17 protein-coding genes are annotated in these 13323 nt (G+C 57.8%); 8 read left to right on the top strand and 9 right to left on the bottom strand.

Going from position 1 to position 13323, the window contains the following annotated elements; all coding sequences use genetic code 11:
- Positions 1-108: 108 nt before the first annotated feature.
- The 3 genes from accB to aat are packed head-to-tail and all read left to right on the top strand — an operon-like array spanning position 109 to position 2652.
- Positions 109-612: an acetyl-CoA carboxylase biotin carboxyl carrier protein gene (gene accB, locus ACR0J8_RS06315; RefSeq protein WP_170614693.1), complete on the top strand. Its 504-nt coding sequence runs from the start codon at positions 109-111 to the stop codon at positions 610-612.
- A 9-nt stretch (positions 613-621) separates the two neighbouring features.
- On the top strand, positions 622-1971 hold the full coding sequence (gene accC, locus ACR0J8_RS06310; protein ID WP_480889214.1) for an acetyl-CoA carboxylase biotin carboxylase subunit: 1350 nt from the start codon (positions 622-624) through the stop codon (positions 1969-1971).
- 48 nt (positions 1972-2019) lie between these two features.
- Positions 2020-2652: a leucyl/phenylalanyl-tRNA--protein transferase gene (aat, locus tag ACR0J8_RS06305; protein ID WP_480524383.1), complete on the top strand. Its 633-nt coding sequence runs from the start codon at positions 2020-2022 to the stop codon at positions 2650-2652.
- On the opposite strand, the gene ACR0J8_RS06300 is transcribed toward aat, so the two are convergent.
- From ACR0J8_RS06300 to ACR0J8_RS06275, 6 genes are all read right to left on the bottom strand, one after another.
- Positions 2616-2975, bottom strand: coding sequence for a DUF2155 domain-containing protein (locus tag ACR0J8_RS06300; RefSeq protein WP_480524381.1), 360 nt, complete (start codon positions 2973-2975; stop codon positions 2616-2618). The two genes, aat and ACR0J8_RS06300, sit on opposite strands and share 37 nt — an antisense overlap.
- Positions 2972-3424: an outer membrane lipid asymmetry maintenance protein MlaD gene (mlaD, locus tag ACR0J8_RS06295; RefSeq protein ID WP_170614697.1), complete on the bottom strand. Its 453-nt coding sequence runs from the start codon at positions 3422-3424 to the stop codon at positions 2972-2974. The genes ACR0J8_RS06300 and mlaD overlap by 4 nt, the downstream gene beginning before the upstream one ends.
- A 12-nt stretch (positions 3425-3436) precedes the next feature.
- On the bottom strand, positions 3437-3820 hold the full coding sequence (locus ACR0J8_RS06290) for an NADH:ubiquinone oxidoreductase subunit NDUFA12 (protein ID WP_480524379.1): 384 nt from the start codon (positions 3818-3820) through the stop codon (positions 3437-3439).
- A 79-nt stretch (positions 3821-3899) separates the two neighbouring features.
- Positions 3900-4283, bottom strand: a complete 384-nt coding sequence (locus ACR0J8_RS06285) for a RidA family protein (RefSeq protein ID WP_480524377.1) — start codon at positions 4281-4283, stop codon at positions 3900-3902.
- 187 nt (positions 4284-4470) lie between these two features.
- Positions 4471-5739, bottom strand: a complete 1269-nt coding sequence (gene clpX / locus ACR0J8_RS06280) for an ATP-dependent Clp protease ATP-binding subunit ClpX (RefSeq protein ID WP_170614700.1) — start codon at positions 5737-5739, stop codon at positions 4471-4473.
- Positions 5740-5872: 133 nt separating this feature from the next.
- Positions 5873-6505 carry an ATP-dependent Clp protease proteolytic subunit gene (locus ACR0J8_RS06275; RefSeq protein ID WP_170614701.1) on the bottom strand — a complete coding sequence of 211 codons (633 nt, stop codon included), beginning with the start codon at positions 6503-6505 and terminating at the stop codon, positions 5873-5875.
- A gap of 341 nt (positions 6506-6846) precedes the next feature.
- On the opposite strand from ACR0J8_RS06275, the gene ACR0J8_RS06270 reads away from it, so the two are divergent.
- From ACR0J8_RS06270 to ACR0J8_RS06260, 3 genes are all read left to right on the top strand, one after another.
- A complete protein-coding gene (locus ACR0J8_RS06270) occupies positions 6847-7188 on the top strand; it encodes a metalloregulator ArsR/SmtB family transcription factor (protein ID WP_170614702.1) in 342 nt (113 codons plus the stop codon).
- 244 nt (positions 7189-7432) lie between these two features.
- Positions 7433-7642 carry a hypothetical protein gene (locus ACR0J8_RS06265; protein ID WP_480524375.1) on the top strand — a complete coding sequence of 70 codons (210 nt, stop codon included), beginning with the start codon at positions 7433-7435 and terminating at the stop codon, positions 7640-7642.
- 389 nt (positions 7643-8031) lie between these two features.
- On the top strand, positions 8032-8490 hold the full coding sequence (locus ACR0J8_RS06260; protein WP_480889208.1) for a type II toxin-antitoxin system Phd/YefM family antitoxin: 459 nt from the start codon (positions 8032-8034) through the stop codon (positions 8488-8490).
- A 99-nt stretch (positions 8491-8589) separates the two neighbouring features.
- On the opposite strand, the gene ACR0J8_RS06255 is transcribed toward ACR0J8_RS06260, so the two are convergent.
- Both ACR0J8_RS06255 and ACR0J8_RS06250 read right to left on the bottom strand, forming a co-directional pair.
- A complete protein-coding gene (locus ACR0J8_RS06255) occupies positions 8590-9042 on the bottom strand; it encodes a hypothetical protein (RefSeq protein WP_170680848.1) in 453 nt (150 codons plus the stop codon).
- Between the two features lie 168 nt (positions 9043-9210).
- Positions 9211-9696, bottom strand: a complete 486-nt coding sequence (locus ACR0J8_RS06250) for a hypothetical protein (protein ID WP_170807944.1) — start codon at positions 9694-9696, stop codon at positions 9211-9213.
- Positions 9697-10188: 492 nt separating this feature from the next.
- Here ACR0J8_RS06250 and ACR0J8_RS06245 point away from each other — a divergent pair, with 492 nt between their 5' ends.
- Entirely contained in the window at positions 10189-10509 is a 321-nt protein-coding gene (locus tag ACR0J8_RS06245; protein ID WP_480524371.1) for a helix-turn-helix domain-containing protein, read from the top strand.
- Between the two features lie 305 nt (positions 10510-10814).
- Positions 10815-11210 (top strand): hypothetical protein, encoded by a 396-nt coding sequence (locus ACR0J8_RS06240; RefSeq protein ID WP_480889203.1) that lies wholly within the window; start codon positions 10815-10817, stop codon positions 11208-11210.
- 267 nt (positions 11211-11477) lie between these two features.
- Here ACR0J8_RS06240 and lepA read toward each other — a convergent pair whose 3' ends face one another.
- Complete coding sequence (gene lepA / locus ACR0J8_RS06235) at positions 11478-13277, bottom strand: translation elongation factor 4 (protein WP_480889200.1); 1800 nt, start codon at positions 13275-13277, stop codon at positions 11478-11480.
- Positions 13278-13323: the final 46 nt, after the last annotated feature.

Genomic DNA, 13323 nt, shown 5'->3' with positions numbered 1-13323 from the left:
GGGCGAGACGGCACTTTTCATGACCGTGCGCATGGCTTATAACGCTGCCTAATCAGACCAAAGCCCGCACGAAACAGACGGGCCAAAGGGGAACCGTCGAGGACACTCATGACAGATACCAAGCACGAAGCGGATGTGGCGTTCATCAAGGCATTGGCCGAACTGTTGCGCGAAAATGACCTGACCGAATTGCAGGTCAAGCGCGAGTATGGCGAGGAAGACAGCCTGAACGTACGCGTCAGCCGCATGTCGCAGGCCGTGCCTGCCCCGGTTCAGATGACCGTTCCGGCCGCTGCACCGGTCGCTGCCGCCCCCGTTGCTGCTGCGGCTCCGGCCCCTGCGGAAGCGCCCGCCGCTGCCGAAGATCCCGCCAGCCACCCCGGCGCCGTGACGTCGCCCATGGTTGGCACTGTCTACATGCAGGCCGAACCCGGTGCACCCTCTTTCATCTCTGTCGGGGCATCCGTGTCCGAAGGCGACACGTTGCTGATTGTCGAGGCGATGAAGACCATGAACCACATCCACGCCCCCAAGTCGGGTACAGTCAAACGTATTCTGGTCGGCGATGGCGACGCTGTGGAATTCGGCACCCCTCTGGTCATCATCGAGTAAGGCGGGCCCATGTTCGACAAGATCCTGATTGCCAACCGAGGCGAGATCGCCCTGCGCGTGATCCGTGCCGCGCGCGAGATGGGGATTAAGACGGTCGCCGTGCATTCTACCGCTGACAGCGACGCCATGCATGTGCGTATGGCGGACGAATCGGTGTGTATAGGCCCTCCGCCCAGCCCGCAAAGCTACCTGTCGATGCCTGCGATCATATCGGCCTGTGAAATCACCGGAGCGCAGGCCATTCACCCCGGCTATGGCTTCCTGTCCGAGAATGCCGAGTTCGTGCAGATCGTCGAGGACCACGGCATTACCTTCATCGGCCCCACTGCAGAACATATCCGCATCATGGGCGACAAGATCACCGCCAAGGATACGATGAAAGCCCTGGGCGTGCCCTGCGTTCCGGGATCGGATGGCGGAGTGCCTGATCTGGCCACAGCCAAGCAGATCGGCGAGGAATTCGGCTATCCCGTCATCATCAAGGCCACCGCCGGTGGCGGCGGGCGCGGCATGAAAGTCGCGATGAATGCCGACGAGATGGAAAGCGCATTCATGACCGCGCGCGCCGAGGGCAAGGCCGCCTTTGGCAACGACGAGGTCTATATCGAGAAATACCTGACCACGCCGCGCCACATCGAGATTCAGGTGTTCGGCGATGGCAAAGGCAAGGCCGTACATCTGGGCGAGCGCGATTGTTCGCTGCAGCGTCGCCACCAGAAGGTGTTTGAAGAGGCCCCCGGCCCTTGCATCACCCCGGAAGAACGCGCCAAGATCGGCAAGGTCTGCTCAGATGCGGTGGCCAAGATTAACTACATCGGCGCCGGGACCATCGAGTTTCTCTATGAGAAAGGCGAGTTCTATTTCATCGAGATGAACACCCGCCTGCAGGTAGAACATCCCGTCACCGAAGGTATCTTTGGCGTCGATCTGGTGCGCGAGCAAATCCGCGTCGCCGCAGGTGAGCCGATGTCCTTCGGCCAGGACGATCTGGAGATCAACGGTCACGCCATCGAAGTTCGGATCAACGCTGAAAAACTGCCCAACTTCTCGCCCTGCCCGGGCAAGATCACAGCGTATCACGCGCCGGGCGGACTGGGCGTCCGGATGGATTCGGCGCTTTACGACGGGTATTCGATCCCGCCCTATTACGACTCTCTGATTGCCAAGCTGATCGTGCAAGGCCGTGACCGGGCCGAAGCGCTGGCGCGGCTGGAACGAGCGCTGGGTGAATTGATCGTCGACGGTATCGACACCACGGTTCCCCTGTTCCACGCGCTTTTGCAGGAATCCGACATTCACAGCGGTGACTACAACATTCACTGGCTGGAGCGTTGGCTTGCGCAAAACATGGCCCAGTAAGACAGCGGCATTGGGTGGTCACACCCACCCAATGCCCGGCCAAAAATCATGAGCCTGTCTCCTGAACTTCTGCTGCACGGGTATTCCATCGGTATCTTTCCGATGGCCGAGCACCGGGACGCGGCTGAACTGTTCTGGGTTGATCCCAAACTGCGCGGAGTGTTTCCGCTGGATGGGTTTCACATTTCCCGAAGCCTGGCCCGTCGCATACGAAACGCGGACTATTCTGTTTCAATCGATCGTGATTTCGCCGGGGTTGTCGATGGATGCGCAGACCGCGCGGACACCTGGATAAACGCCGAACTACGCGATCTATATCTGCAGCTTCATCGCTCGGGCCATGCCCATTCGCTGGAAATATACGCCCAAGGCAGATTGGTCGGAGGCGTCTATGGCGTGGCCCTCGGTGCCGCGTTTTTTGGCGAAAGCATGTTCTCTTACCGAACCGATGCGTCGAAGATCGCCCTTGCCTATTTGGTGGACCGATTAAGTCAGACCGGATTTCAATTGTTCGACACGCAGTTTCTGACCGCGCATCTAGCCTCGCTTGGCGCAATTGAAATCCCGCGCGCGCGCTACCAGCAGGCTCTGGAAAGGGCGGTCAATGCCAGCGCTCATTTTTCCGCCGAAATCTCTCAAACCCCTCAGGGGGTCATACAGCGGATTACCCAAACGTCATAACGGGAATGGTCCAGCGCATTCAGCGCGGGCGAGGTTGCAATCATCCAGCCGTCAAACAGTTGCTCGGTCTTGCCCTGTTCCCAGATTGTCAGGAAGGCAAACGCATCGCCGGTGGGGTTTTCAATCGGATACCTACAATCGCCCAGAGCGACATCCAGCCCAAAGATGGTCTGTGTCTCGCCGCTTTTCAACTCGACATCGACGGTCTGGCCACTGACCTTGTCCAGACCACGCAGCATGGCACCCGGCCCCGACGCTACTTTTTGCTGGGCCATTGCACCGGTTGCGGACAGGATAAGCGCCAAAAGCGCTGCGCGCATCATTCGCTGCCGTCTCCGGCCACAAACTTGACCAGCAGTGAGATCAGGCTGACGGCACCCTGCGTATCCTCGACCACGTCTCCGGGTTCAAAAAAGAAGGGCGAACCGCCGGGCATGACTTCAACAAAGTTCCCGCCGAGCAACCCCTCGGAAGAGATCACGATGGCACTGTCATCCGGTACCAAGACACCATCCGCAATCGTGAAGGTTGTATCGGCACGATAGGTATCGGCGTTCAGTTCGACACCCGTCACAGTCCCGATCTTCACCCCCGCCAAGCGCACGTCTGTTCCGACCCCCACACCTTCCAGGGATCGGAAGGATGCGCCCAGTTCATAGCCCGTGCGGTTTTGCGACAGGCCGGTGGATTGGCTGGCATAAACGCCAAATGCGACGGCGCATGCCAGTACAACACCGCCGACCAGAACTTCGGTCATGTTATGGGTAGACATCGCTCGCCTCGCCTATTCCGGGCTCCAGGCCTCATAGTCGGATCGCTCGACCGGTTCGGCCCGGCGCAACGATCCAGCAGGCATGTATGCCAAAGCTGTTCCCGTCAGGTTTTCCTGATGTGGTTTTTCCCAGGACTTGTGCGCAAGCGGCTTGTCGGTGGGCGGCTCATCCCAGGTACGGTGCAGCCAACCGTGCCAGTCCGGATCAATCCGGCTGGCCTCGACCTCGCCATTGAAGATGACCCAGCGCTTGCTATCATCGGCATTGCGGTAAAAAATATTGCCTTCGTTGTCTTCGCCAACCTTGATGCCATTGCGCGAGGTGAAAATCCGTGTGTTCAGGGTCGCCCCATTCCACCAGGTCACCGCCCGCAATAGAGTGTTCAGGATTCCCATCGGTTGCCTCCGGCATTTAAGTCAAGGAAGGTATGGACCAAAGGCCGGGCAAGGTCCAGTACCACGCAACGCATCTGCGTCATTCCGGCAAAACCGCGGTTACTTCTATTTCGATCCTGTATTTTGGGTCGATCAGGCCACACTCGATCATCGTCGCTGCCGGAGGGTGCTTTCCGAAAACTTCGGCCAGGATTGGCCAGCACGGTGCAAATTCCATCCGGTCCGGCAGCATATATGTGACCCGAACCACGTCGGCAAAACCCACCCCGGCCTCGGCCAGTGCCTTTTCGATGATGCCCAACGCGGACCGGCATTGTTCAACCACCGTATCGCCCTGCCCGACCGTGCCCGCGACATGAACAAACCCACCGGCCACAACCGCGCGGCAATATCCAACCTTGGCCTCAAACTCGCCGCCCGAGGAAATACGTTTGATCACACTGCTCTCCTTAAGAAGGTTCATCCGGAGTCTGCACCGCGGTGCTTTTGCGAGGCTCTGCCTCGCGCTCCGGGATATTTGCGGCCAGATGAACAAGGGATCCTTTATTCATCTGGCTAAAAATATCCCGGGGGAATCGCGGCCTGCCGCGATGGGGGCAGCCCCCCCCTCGAAAGGCCGAAACCAACCGATTTTTTGAAACCGCGTCCGATCAACCCGCAGAGGCGGATTCCTGTCCGGCATCGGCATAGATGAACAGAGGCTGAGCGTCTGACATCACGGCCTCTTCATTGACCACCACTTCGGTCACGTTTTTCATCCCCGGCAGGTCGAACATGGTATCCAGCAGGATGTCTTCGAGGATCGAGCGCAAACCACGCGCGCCGGTCTTGCGTTCGATGGCCTTCTTGGCGATTGCCTGCAATGCGTCATCGGTAAAGGCCAACTCGGCATCTTCCAGCTCGAACAGACGCTGATACTGCTTGACCAAGGCGTTCTTGGGCTTGGTCAGGATGGTGACCAAAGCGTCCTCATCCAGATCTTCCAGCGTGGCCAGAACCGGAAGACGGCCGACAAATTCCGGGATCAGGCCGAATTTCAGCAGGTCTTCCGGCTCAAGATCCTTGAAAATCTCGCCGACACCGCGCTCGTCATTCTCTCGGACGTCTGCGCCGAAACCCATGGCCGAACCCTTGCCGCGCTGCGCGATGATCTTGTCGAGCCCGGCAAACGCACCGCCGCAGATGAACAGGATATTCGTGGTATCCACCTGCAGGAACTCCTGCTGCGGATGCTTGCGGCCACCTTGCGGCGGAACACTGGCCACGGTGCCTTCCATCAGTTTCAGCAGCGCTTGCTGGACGCCTTCGCCCGAGACATCGCGGGTGATCGATGGGTTTTCTGACTTACGCGTGATCTTGTCGACTTCGTCGATATAGACAATGCCGCGCTGCGCACGCTCGACATTGTATTCGCTGGCCTGAAGCAGCTTGAGGATGATGTTTTCGACATCCTCACCCACATATCCGGCCTCGGTCAGCGTCGTCGCATCCGCCATGGTAAATGGCACATCCAGAATCCGTGCCAGCGTTTGCGCCAGCAGGGTTTTGCCGCAACCGGTGGGGCCGATCAGCAGGATGTTCGATTTCGCCAGTTCGATATCATTGCCCGCCTTCTGGGCATGATTCAGGCGCTTGTAGTGGTTGTGCACGGCAACCGACAGAACCCGTTTGGCAGTGGCCTGACCGATGACATAATCGTCCAGCACCTCACAGATATCCTTAGGCGTTGGCACGCCATCTGAAGACTTCAGGCCGCTGGCCTTGGTTTCCTCGCGAATAATATCCATGCACAGCTCGACGCATTCGTCGCAAATGAACACGGTCGGGCCGGCAATCAGTTTGCGCACCTCATGCTGGCTCTTGCCGCAGAAACTGCAGTAGAGCGTGTTCTTGCCGTCACCGCCTGAATTCGTCGCCATGTTCTACCTTTCGGGCTCCATCCCAGCGACCCCATCGAGCCGCGCTTGCCGCCTTTTGACGCAGCTTAGGCCAGCGCCGGGGCCGCTACAATCTCAAAATCGCACCTCGCGCAGTGCGCGCGAGGTTTTGAACTCAGGCCTCTTCTCCGCCCATCTTGGCGCGGTTTTCGACGATCTCGTCGATATGGCCCCAGTCCTTGGCTTCTTCCGGGCTCATGAAATTGTCACGATCCAGCGCTTTTTCAACCGCCTTTTTGGTCTGTCCGGTATGACGCACGTAGATATCATACAGGCGATCCTTGAGCTTTTGCGTCTCGGCAGCATGGATCATGATATCGCTGGCCTGACCCTGATAGCCACCGCTGGGCTGGTGCACCATGATCCGGCTGTTGGGCAGCGAAAAGCGCATGCCTTTCTCGCCCCCAGCCAGCAGAACCGAACCCATCGAGGCCGCCTGACCGATCACCAATGTCGAACATTTCGGCTTGATGTACTGCATTGTGTCGTAAATCGACAAACCGCTGGTGACGACGCCGCCGGGCGAGTTGATGTAGATCGAGATTTCCTTGTTCGGGTTTTCCGCCTCAAGGTGCAGCAGTTGCGCCACGATCAGGTGGCTCATGCCATCGTGTATCGGACCGTTGATGAAAATGATCCGCTCTTTCAGGAGGCGCGAGAAGATGTCGTATGCGCGCTCGCCCCGGCTGGTCTGTTCGACGACCATCGGGACAAGAGTGTTCATATATGTGTCTACGGGATCGAACATTCGGAACCTGCCTGCTTTGCTATGGATCGGGACACTACCCGAAGAAAAGTTACACGAGTCTTAGTATCGGCACAGAGGGGCTGCAAGGGGTCGGCTGACATCGGTCAGGTATTCTTGCTTTTGGAATTGTCGAGTGGCATTTGAGGGCGCCCGTGGTTCGGATCGGTGTCCGGAAAATCATCGAAATGCGGTTTGGCTTCGGTGGCGTATGTCTTTCATCACGGTATTTTGATGCGTGCATATTGTGATGCATGATCAATAACTGTATCTACACAGCCCATATTGAGCGTCTGTAATTGGTTAACACCTGCCCTTTTATCGGGCCAAGAAGGATCGGAACAATGGCACTGCCTCAGCTCGCACAGGACATGAACCCTGAAGACCTGGACCGTATGGTGACCAGCGCGACAGAAGCGTCCAACTTTCTAAAAGCTATCAGTCACGAGGGTCGCCTCATGATCCTGTGCCATCTGGTATCTGGAGAGAAATCTGTGACCGAGCTGGAGACGTTGCTGTCTGCCCGTCAGGCCGCTGTGTCGCAACAACTTTCCCGTTTGCGGTTGGAAGGCCTTGTGACGCCCCGCCGGGAAGGCAAAGCCATTTATTATCGCCTGGCAGATGATCGCCCGCGCCGGATACTGGAAGTGGTTTACGAGCTATTCTGCGCCGGGAAACACGCCTGACAACTGTTCCACTACGGACAACGGACAGACCGAATAACTCAATGGTCACATACTGAACAACCGCCGAAGACCCTCCGCATATTGCGTCGGCGGCAGCAGTGTACCCTATATATAGTTGCGCACCTCAAAAAGGTCATGTAGGATGTTACCCACAGGTGCATAGACGCGGCATTGCATATCCTGATACAAATGCGGGGTTCTTTTGCTCAAGCAAAAGAACCCCGCTCTCGTTGGCAGGTGAGTAGTGGCAGCCTGTATGAACCCGGGGTTCGAAAAAGGAAAAGGCGTCAGGTGCGCAGACGCGGTCTTTGCATGTATCCTTGCGGACACCCCTGACGCCTTGCCGGTCCGATCCGTCCCGAAAGACATCACGATCCAGTTGCCCGGCCCCCGAAAGGACCAAAGCCGCTACGTCACGCTCAATGTCGCGGCGCAGCACGCACGAACCGTCTGAGAGGCTGATCATCTGATCCGGACATAAAGCCCAACTCAACCGATCCTCCACCGGTAAACCATTGTGATCAAAACTAAATCCTAAGATCCGCTTTCATCACCGCGGCCCCCTTGGCCCTTGCGTCCCGCTTGGGTTCCTAAGAACCGTTGCGGTGATCAGACTGTTACATTCACACCATCAACCGACAAGAAAATAGCACTGCAGCATGAAAATTAGACGGGGATAACCTGTTGGTATCCGCCGGGAAAGAGTTGTGGACAACTCTGAAATCCGCGATGCCGCGTGGGGTTGAGGGTGGATAAGTCCGGACATGAAACAGCGGCCCAATTTTGGACGATTTCTGCAGGTGCGAAGGCCCCGCGCAGTGCCCTAGGCCGAAATTGCAGGGTTTGTACATCCATCGGCCCCCCGATCTTTCGAATCGTACATACGGAGATTCGCCGATACGCTGCACCATTTCCAACGCCCGCGCCCATCTGGGTGATCTGGTCACCCGTGCCCAGGATTCCCGCGCAGTGATCATCCTGACCCGCCACGGCAAACCGCAGGCTGCGTTGATCTCGATCACCGAGGCCAGCCGGATCTGGCACCTGCAGGACGATGACAAGGTCGGGTGGAAACATCTTCTGAGCGGCATCCGCGGAGTGTGGTCGCGGGGGCGGAACAGTCCGGGGATGGAACCGGAGCCGGACGGCATCTACGTCACCGCGCGCGGGGCCGCGCTGAAGGTTCGCGAAATCCAGATGACCCGCGCCGAGGAACGCCGCATTCTTGCGCGGGGCGGTCTGGATCCTGTCGCGGGCGGCGAGCTTGCCGCCCGGCCCGTCCCCTCCTGGCGGAGACGCTGATTCCGTTTTTGAGAAGCGTTCCGGCCCGGGCGGGATTACCTATTACGCGCTGCCAACGACAGCCAGTACCCCCTACAGCCCGACCGGGCCGGAAACACTTCAGTTCACCTGACGTTCCAGAACAGTGCTGTAGGTCGTTCCGTTCCGCAGGCTACGGAAATCCGCATAGATCTTGCCATCCTCATAGCGGGCATCGATCAGGGCATTCACGCCAATCGTCGGATCGGCCGAGCTTTCGACGATGCCGATCTTGCCCGACCCGTCCAGACTGACCGAGCCTGTGGCGTCATAGACAGTCCAGTCCTCGCTGGCCGCACGCCGCCATTTGCTGGGTCCCCAGAACACGTTGTCCTGCTGCTTTTCGATATGCAGCACCCATTCGGCATTGTTAAAGCGCGGCACGTCACCGGTGGCGGTACGCGAGGGCGATACCGTGGTGTAGCTGCCGGCCCAGGTGCCGCGCAGATCCGGTGTGGCATCTGCCAGCGCGGCGGTTCCAAGGGCGAGTGTGGTGGCCAGAGCGGCGGCTCCGGCGGTCATGTATCTGGTCATGGGCTCTCTCCTTCTCTCTGCCAAACAGATTGGGAGGGTGAAAGCGGGTTACAACTTACCTAAGGGAAACTTCATGATCGGTTCATCTAACGCTCAGGCGATGCCCACGCGGATCGGGCGCGCGAACCCCTGCCCGCGCGCCCGATACCATGGCTTTAAACTTTTTAGTCAGTTCATCGTGATACTGCCGGTTATCGTGTTCACAAACGTCTTGGTTTCCGGATCGGTCAGCGACGAAAACGTGCCGCTCCCCGACGCGGTGCCCCATCCGCCGGTGCCACCCGACACGGTCCAGTCCCCGGTCAGCGCGCCATCCGCGCCGAGGCCCTTGGCGACCCAGCTCAGCACCGCCTTGTCCCCTGACGCGGTGTCGAACACGCAGTTGCCGGTGCCCGAGGCCGCGCCCGCATTGATCAGCAACGCGCCAAAACAGGCCCCTGTCGCCCCTTCCAGCGGATGGCCGGACGGGACCTCGAAACTGTCGTAGTTGGTCTGCGTTTTCACCACCGCGTGGCCGTCAGAAATGCCGTAGACTTCGTTGGCATTCATACCCATCCCCTTGCCTGCGGAATCATAGGTTTCCCCGGATGCCGAGGCAGCGAACAGTCCGATGGCAAGGACAGAGATTGCGGTCGTCTGAAAGAACTTTTGCATTATACCCTCTCGTTTCTGAGGCCTGGGCGTTGCAAGTTTCCGGACAAGAAATGCGTCCACCTGAACTCGGTCCCCCGGAGAGACAATACCACATTCTGATCAGATGGTTGGGTCTAAATTGCGCGTATGGCGTAGCGGGTGGTCGGTGAAAGTGAGAGCAGCGGTTGGCCCGAGGGGGTGAGCGGCGTCCCGGAATTCGTCCAGTGGACGAATTCAGCCGCGAACGGGCGGAACCCCGGGGCGCAAACGCGCCGCCCGTTTTGCCGGAGGCAAACCTTCGGTTTGACGGGGGCAGGTCGGCGCGGCCCGGCGGTGCTACCGGGCGGGTGGGTTGAATTGAGCACATTAATAGTAGCAACATACGCTGCGCCCCGCCGACCAAATCTCGTACCACCTAACACCCAAAATACAATAAATTGTATGTCTCCATAGGAAATAATTGACAATTTACGTAAATTGTCAAATACTCCTGCCTATGCAGGAGAGCAGAACATGACAATTTCACCATTCAGTCAGGAGTTCCAAAACCTGGCACGAGTTTGCGCAAAGAACTACAAGGCAATCGCTGCCGAAATGGAGGTTTCACCAGCTCTACTCGCGCGCGTTCTAAATGGCTCCCGCCCACCGACAACCAGCTTCGTGGACAGTTGCGTCAAAGTTTTTGAGCTATCACCAGAGGAAGCCGAGAACCTAAGATACCTCGCGGCAATCAGCCAAGAAAAGCTCTCCCTTAGGCCAAGAGATACAAACGAAGCCACCAAAATCCTTGCCTTTTTCCGCGAACTGCGCGGCCCAGATTATCTTCCGGAGTAAGCTTGATGCCAATTCCCTTTCCAACATCACCTTATTCGAACCTCCGCGATCCCAGACCAAAGAGGATCATGTCGATCGAGCGTCTATTTGAGATCGTTGAGAAAGCCAGTCAACTGCGCCTTTGTGGGGCAGGTGTGATGGAGCCAATTTGTATGTTGAATATGCTCAAAGAAAACCTTCCCGAAGGTGTATTGTACATGCCTTAGGACGAAGCTTTTCATGCCAATGGGTCACTGTTCAAGAGCATACCTGCGTTCTGCGACTACAGTGGAGGAACTATTCTGTATCTTCGGGAATATGTCTGGTTGGATTTGTTCGAGGATCAATCTACCAACGAGCGGAGACAAGCGGTCGACGAAGTCATTGGCCATGAGTTTGGGCACATATTTCTGAAAAGCCACAAACGTAAGCTATCGGCCAGAGCCAGGAATTCAGGTTTCAACACAAGCAAACGTGCAGCCAAAGATACTTCGGTTACCACCGAAGCAAAACACGCCATCCGTCATCGAAACTTAGACCTAGAAGAAGAGGCCGATTTCTTCGGCATAGCTTTACAAGTTCCCGTGTCACATCTCGACGGAAACCTCTCTATCGAACAAATCGCTGAAACTTATGCAGTTTCGCATAAGGTAGCGTACCTAGCCGCGATGCTCGCCAAGGACTACCACCGAGCGAAGGCTATCATTCAACAAAAAAAGTAGTGAACGAATGGTAGGAGCAGTGAAATGGACTATGGAGTTATCGCGCTACTTGGTATTGCGGCGCTATTGCTAGTCGTGATTGTCGCCATTTGGAGAAAAACTCCAATTAGCGCAGTCTGGAAGTACCCAAAAGGCGAGTTACGATTTCGCTTGGGACACGATGATGATTAGCGATCAGGTTTTTTGTTTTCCATCCACCCCAAACAGCGGGCACGCAGTTGGCTGCGCCAACCGCTTTCGCCCACCCGCCGTAAAACTGGCCAGCTTTTAGCTGTCCATTTTTAAGGCGCTAATAAACGCCTCCTGCGGGATATCGACCTTCCCGAACTGACGCATCTTCTTCTTACCCGCCTTCTGCTTGTCCAACAGTTTGCGTTTCCGCGTGGCGTCGCCTCCGTAGCATTTGGCGGTCACGTCCTTGCGTAGGGCCGAGAGGGTCTCGCGGGCGATCACCTTGCCTCCGATGGCGGCCTGGATCGGGATTTTGAACATGTGGCGCGGGATCAGGTCCTTGAGCTTTTCGCACATCGCCCGACCTCGCATCTCGGCCCGGTCGCGGTGAACCATGGTCGACAGCGCGTCGACCGGTTCTTCATTCACAAGGATCGACATCTTGACCAGCGCGTCCTCCCGGTAGCCGGTCATCTGGTAGTCGAAGCTGGCATAGCCCTTGGTCACCGATTTCAGGCGGTCGTAGAAGTCGAAGACGACCTCGTTCAGCGGCAGGTCATAGACGACCATGGCGCGGCTGCCCGCATAGGTCAGGTCCAGCTGGATGCCACGGCGATCCTGACACAGCTTCAGCACGTCGCCGAGGTATTCGTCGGGCACCAGAATGGTCGCCTTGATGCGCGGTTCTTCCAGGTGGTCGACCTTGGACAGGTCCGGCATGTCGGCGGGGTTGTGCAGCTCGATCATCTCACCGTCTTTCATGTAGACGTGGTAGATCACCGACGGCGCCGTGGTGATGAGGTCGATATCATATTCGCGTTCGATGCGGTCGCGGATGACCTCGAGGTGCAAGAGGCCCAGGAAACCGCAGCGGAAGCCAAAGCCCAGCGCGGCCGAGGTTTCCATTTCAAAGCTGAAACTGGCATCGTTCAGCGCTAGTTTGTCGATCGCGTCGCGCAGGTCCTCGAATTCGGCCGAGTCCACGGGAAAGAGACCGCAGAAGACCACCGGCTGCGCGGGTTTGAAGCCCGGCAGGGCGACCTCGGTGCCATTGCGGTCATTGGTGATGGTGTCACCGACGCGGGTGTCACGGACCTGCTTGATGGAGGCGGTGAGAAAGCCGATCTCGCCGGGGCCAAGGCTGTCGATCATCTGCATTTCGGGCCGGAACACGCCGACGCGGTCGACATGGTGCAGGGTGCCGTTCGACATGAACTTGACCCGCATACCCTTTTTCAACGTGCCGTCCATGATGCGGACCAGAACGATCACACCCAGATAGGCGTCGTACCACGAGTCGACCAGCATCGCCTTGAGCGGCGCGTCCAGAGTGCCCTTCGGCGCGGGCAGTTGACGCACGATGGCTTCCAGCGTCTCATGGATGCCCTGCCCGGTTTTTGCCGAAACCTGAATGGCGTCGGTCGCGTCGATGCCGATCACGTCCTCGATCTGCTCGGCCACGCGGTCACAGTCGGACGCGGGCAGATCGATCTTGTTCAGTACCGGAACGATCTCATGATCGGCGTCGATGGCCTGATACACGTTCGCAAGCGTCTGCGCCTCGACCCCTTGGGTCGAGTCCACGACCAGCAGCGAGCCTTCGACCGCGCGCATGGACCGCGAGACCTCATAGGCGAAGTCGACGTGGCCGGGGGTGTCGATCAGGTTCAAGACGTATTGCTCGCCGTTGTCGGCGGTATAGTCGATGCGGACCGTGTTGGCCTTGATGGTGATGCCCCGTTCGCGCTCGATGTCCATGCTGTCGAGCAGCTGTTCCTTCATGTCGCGATCCTGCACCGTTCCGGTCTCCTGGATGAGCCGGTCGGCAAGGGTGGATTTGCCATGGTCGATATGGGCGACGATGGAGAAATTGCGGATATGAGCGAGGTCTGTCATGTTCCGCGTATTAGCGGGTTTTTTAAGGCGGTCAAGGTGGAGAACG

It is taken from the genome of Ruegeria sp. N11 (assembly GCF_056531525.1).
The sequence above is the reverse complement of the archived record's forward strand: the minus strand, read 5'-3'. Positions and strand labels throughout refer to the sequence as shown.

What these genes read in the sequence shown, in the direction of transcription:
- accB (WP_170614693.1), top strand. Translation starts at nt 109, where the DNA reads ATGACAGATACCAAGCACGAAGCGGATGTGGCGTTCATCAAGGCATTG.
- accC (WP_480889214.1), top strand. Translation starts at nt 622, where the DNA reads ATGTTCGACAAGATCCTGATTGCCAACCGAGGCGAGATCGCCCTGCGC.
- aat (WP_480524383.1), top strand. Translation starts at nt 2,020, where the DNA reads ATGAGCCTGTCTCCTGAACTTCTGCTGCACGGGTATTCCATCGGTATC.
- ACR0J8_RS06300 (WP_480524381.1), bottom strand. Translation starts at nt 2,975, where the DNA reads ATGATGCGCGCAGCGCTTTTGGCGCTTATCCTGTCCGCAACCGGTGCA.
- mlaD (WP_170614697.1), bottom strand. Translation starts at nt 3,424, where the DNA reads ATGTCTACCCATAACATGACCGAAGTTCTGGTCGGCGGTGTTGTACTG.
- ACR0J8_RS06290 (WP_480524379.1), bottom strand. Translation starts at nt 3,820, where the DNA reads ATGGGAATCCTGAACACTCTATTGCGGGCGGTGACCTGGTGGAATGGG.
- ACR0J8_RS06285 (WP_480524377.1), bottom strand. Translation starts at nt 4,283, where the DNA reads ATGAACCTTCTTAAGGAGAGCAGTGTGATCAAACGTATTTCCTCGGGC.
- clpX (WP_170614700.1), bottom strand. Translation starts at nt 5,739, where the DNA reads ATGGCGACGAATTCAGGCGGTGACGGCAAGAACACGCTCTACTGCAGT.
- ACR0J8_RS06275 (WP_170614701.1), bottom strand. Translation starts at nt 6,505, where the DNA reads ATGTTCGATCCCGTAGACACATATATGAACACTCTTGTCCCGATGGTC.
- ACR0J8_RS06270 (WP_170614702.1), top strand. Translation starts at nt 6,847, where the DNA reads ATGGCACTGCCTCAGCTCGCACAGGACATGAACCCTGAAGACCTGGAC.
- ACR0J8_RS06255 (WP_170680848.1), bottom strand. Translation starts at nt 9,042, where the DNA reads ATGACCAGATACATGACCGCCGGAGCCGCCGCTCTGGCCACCACACTC.
- ACR0J8_RS06250 (WP_170807944.1), bottom strand. Translation starts at nt 9,696, where the DNA reads ATGCAAAAGTTCTTTCAGACGACCGCAATCTCTGTCCTTGCCATCGGA.
- ACR0J8_RS06245 (WP_480524371.1), top strand. Translation starts at nt 10,189, where the DNA reads ATGACAATTTCACCATTCAGTCAGGAGTTCCAAAACCTGGCACGAGTT.
- lepA (WP_480889200.1), bottom strand. Translation starts at nt 13,277, where the DNA reads ATGACAGACCTCGCTCATATCCGCAATTTCTCCATCGTCGCCCATATC.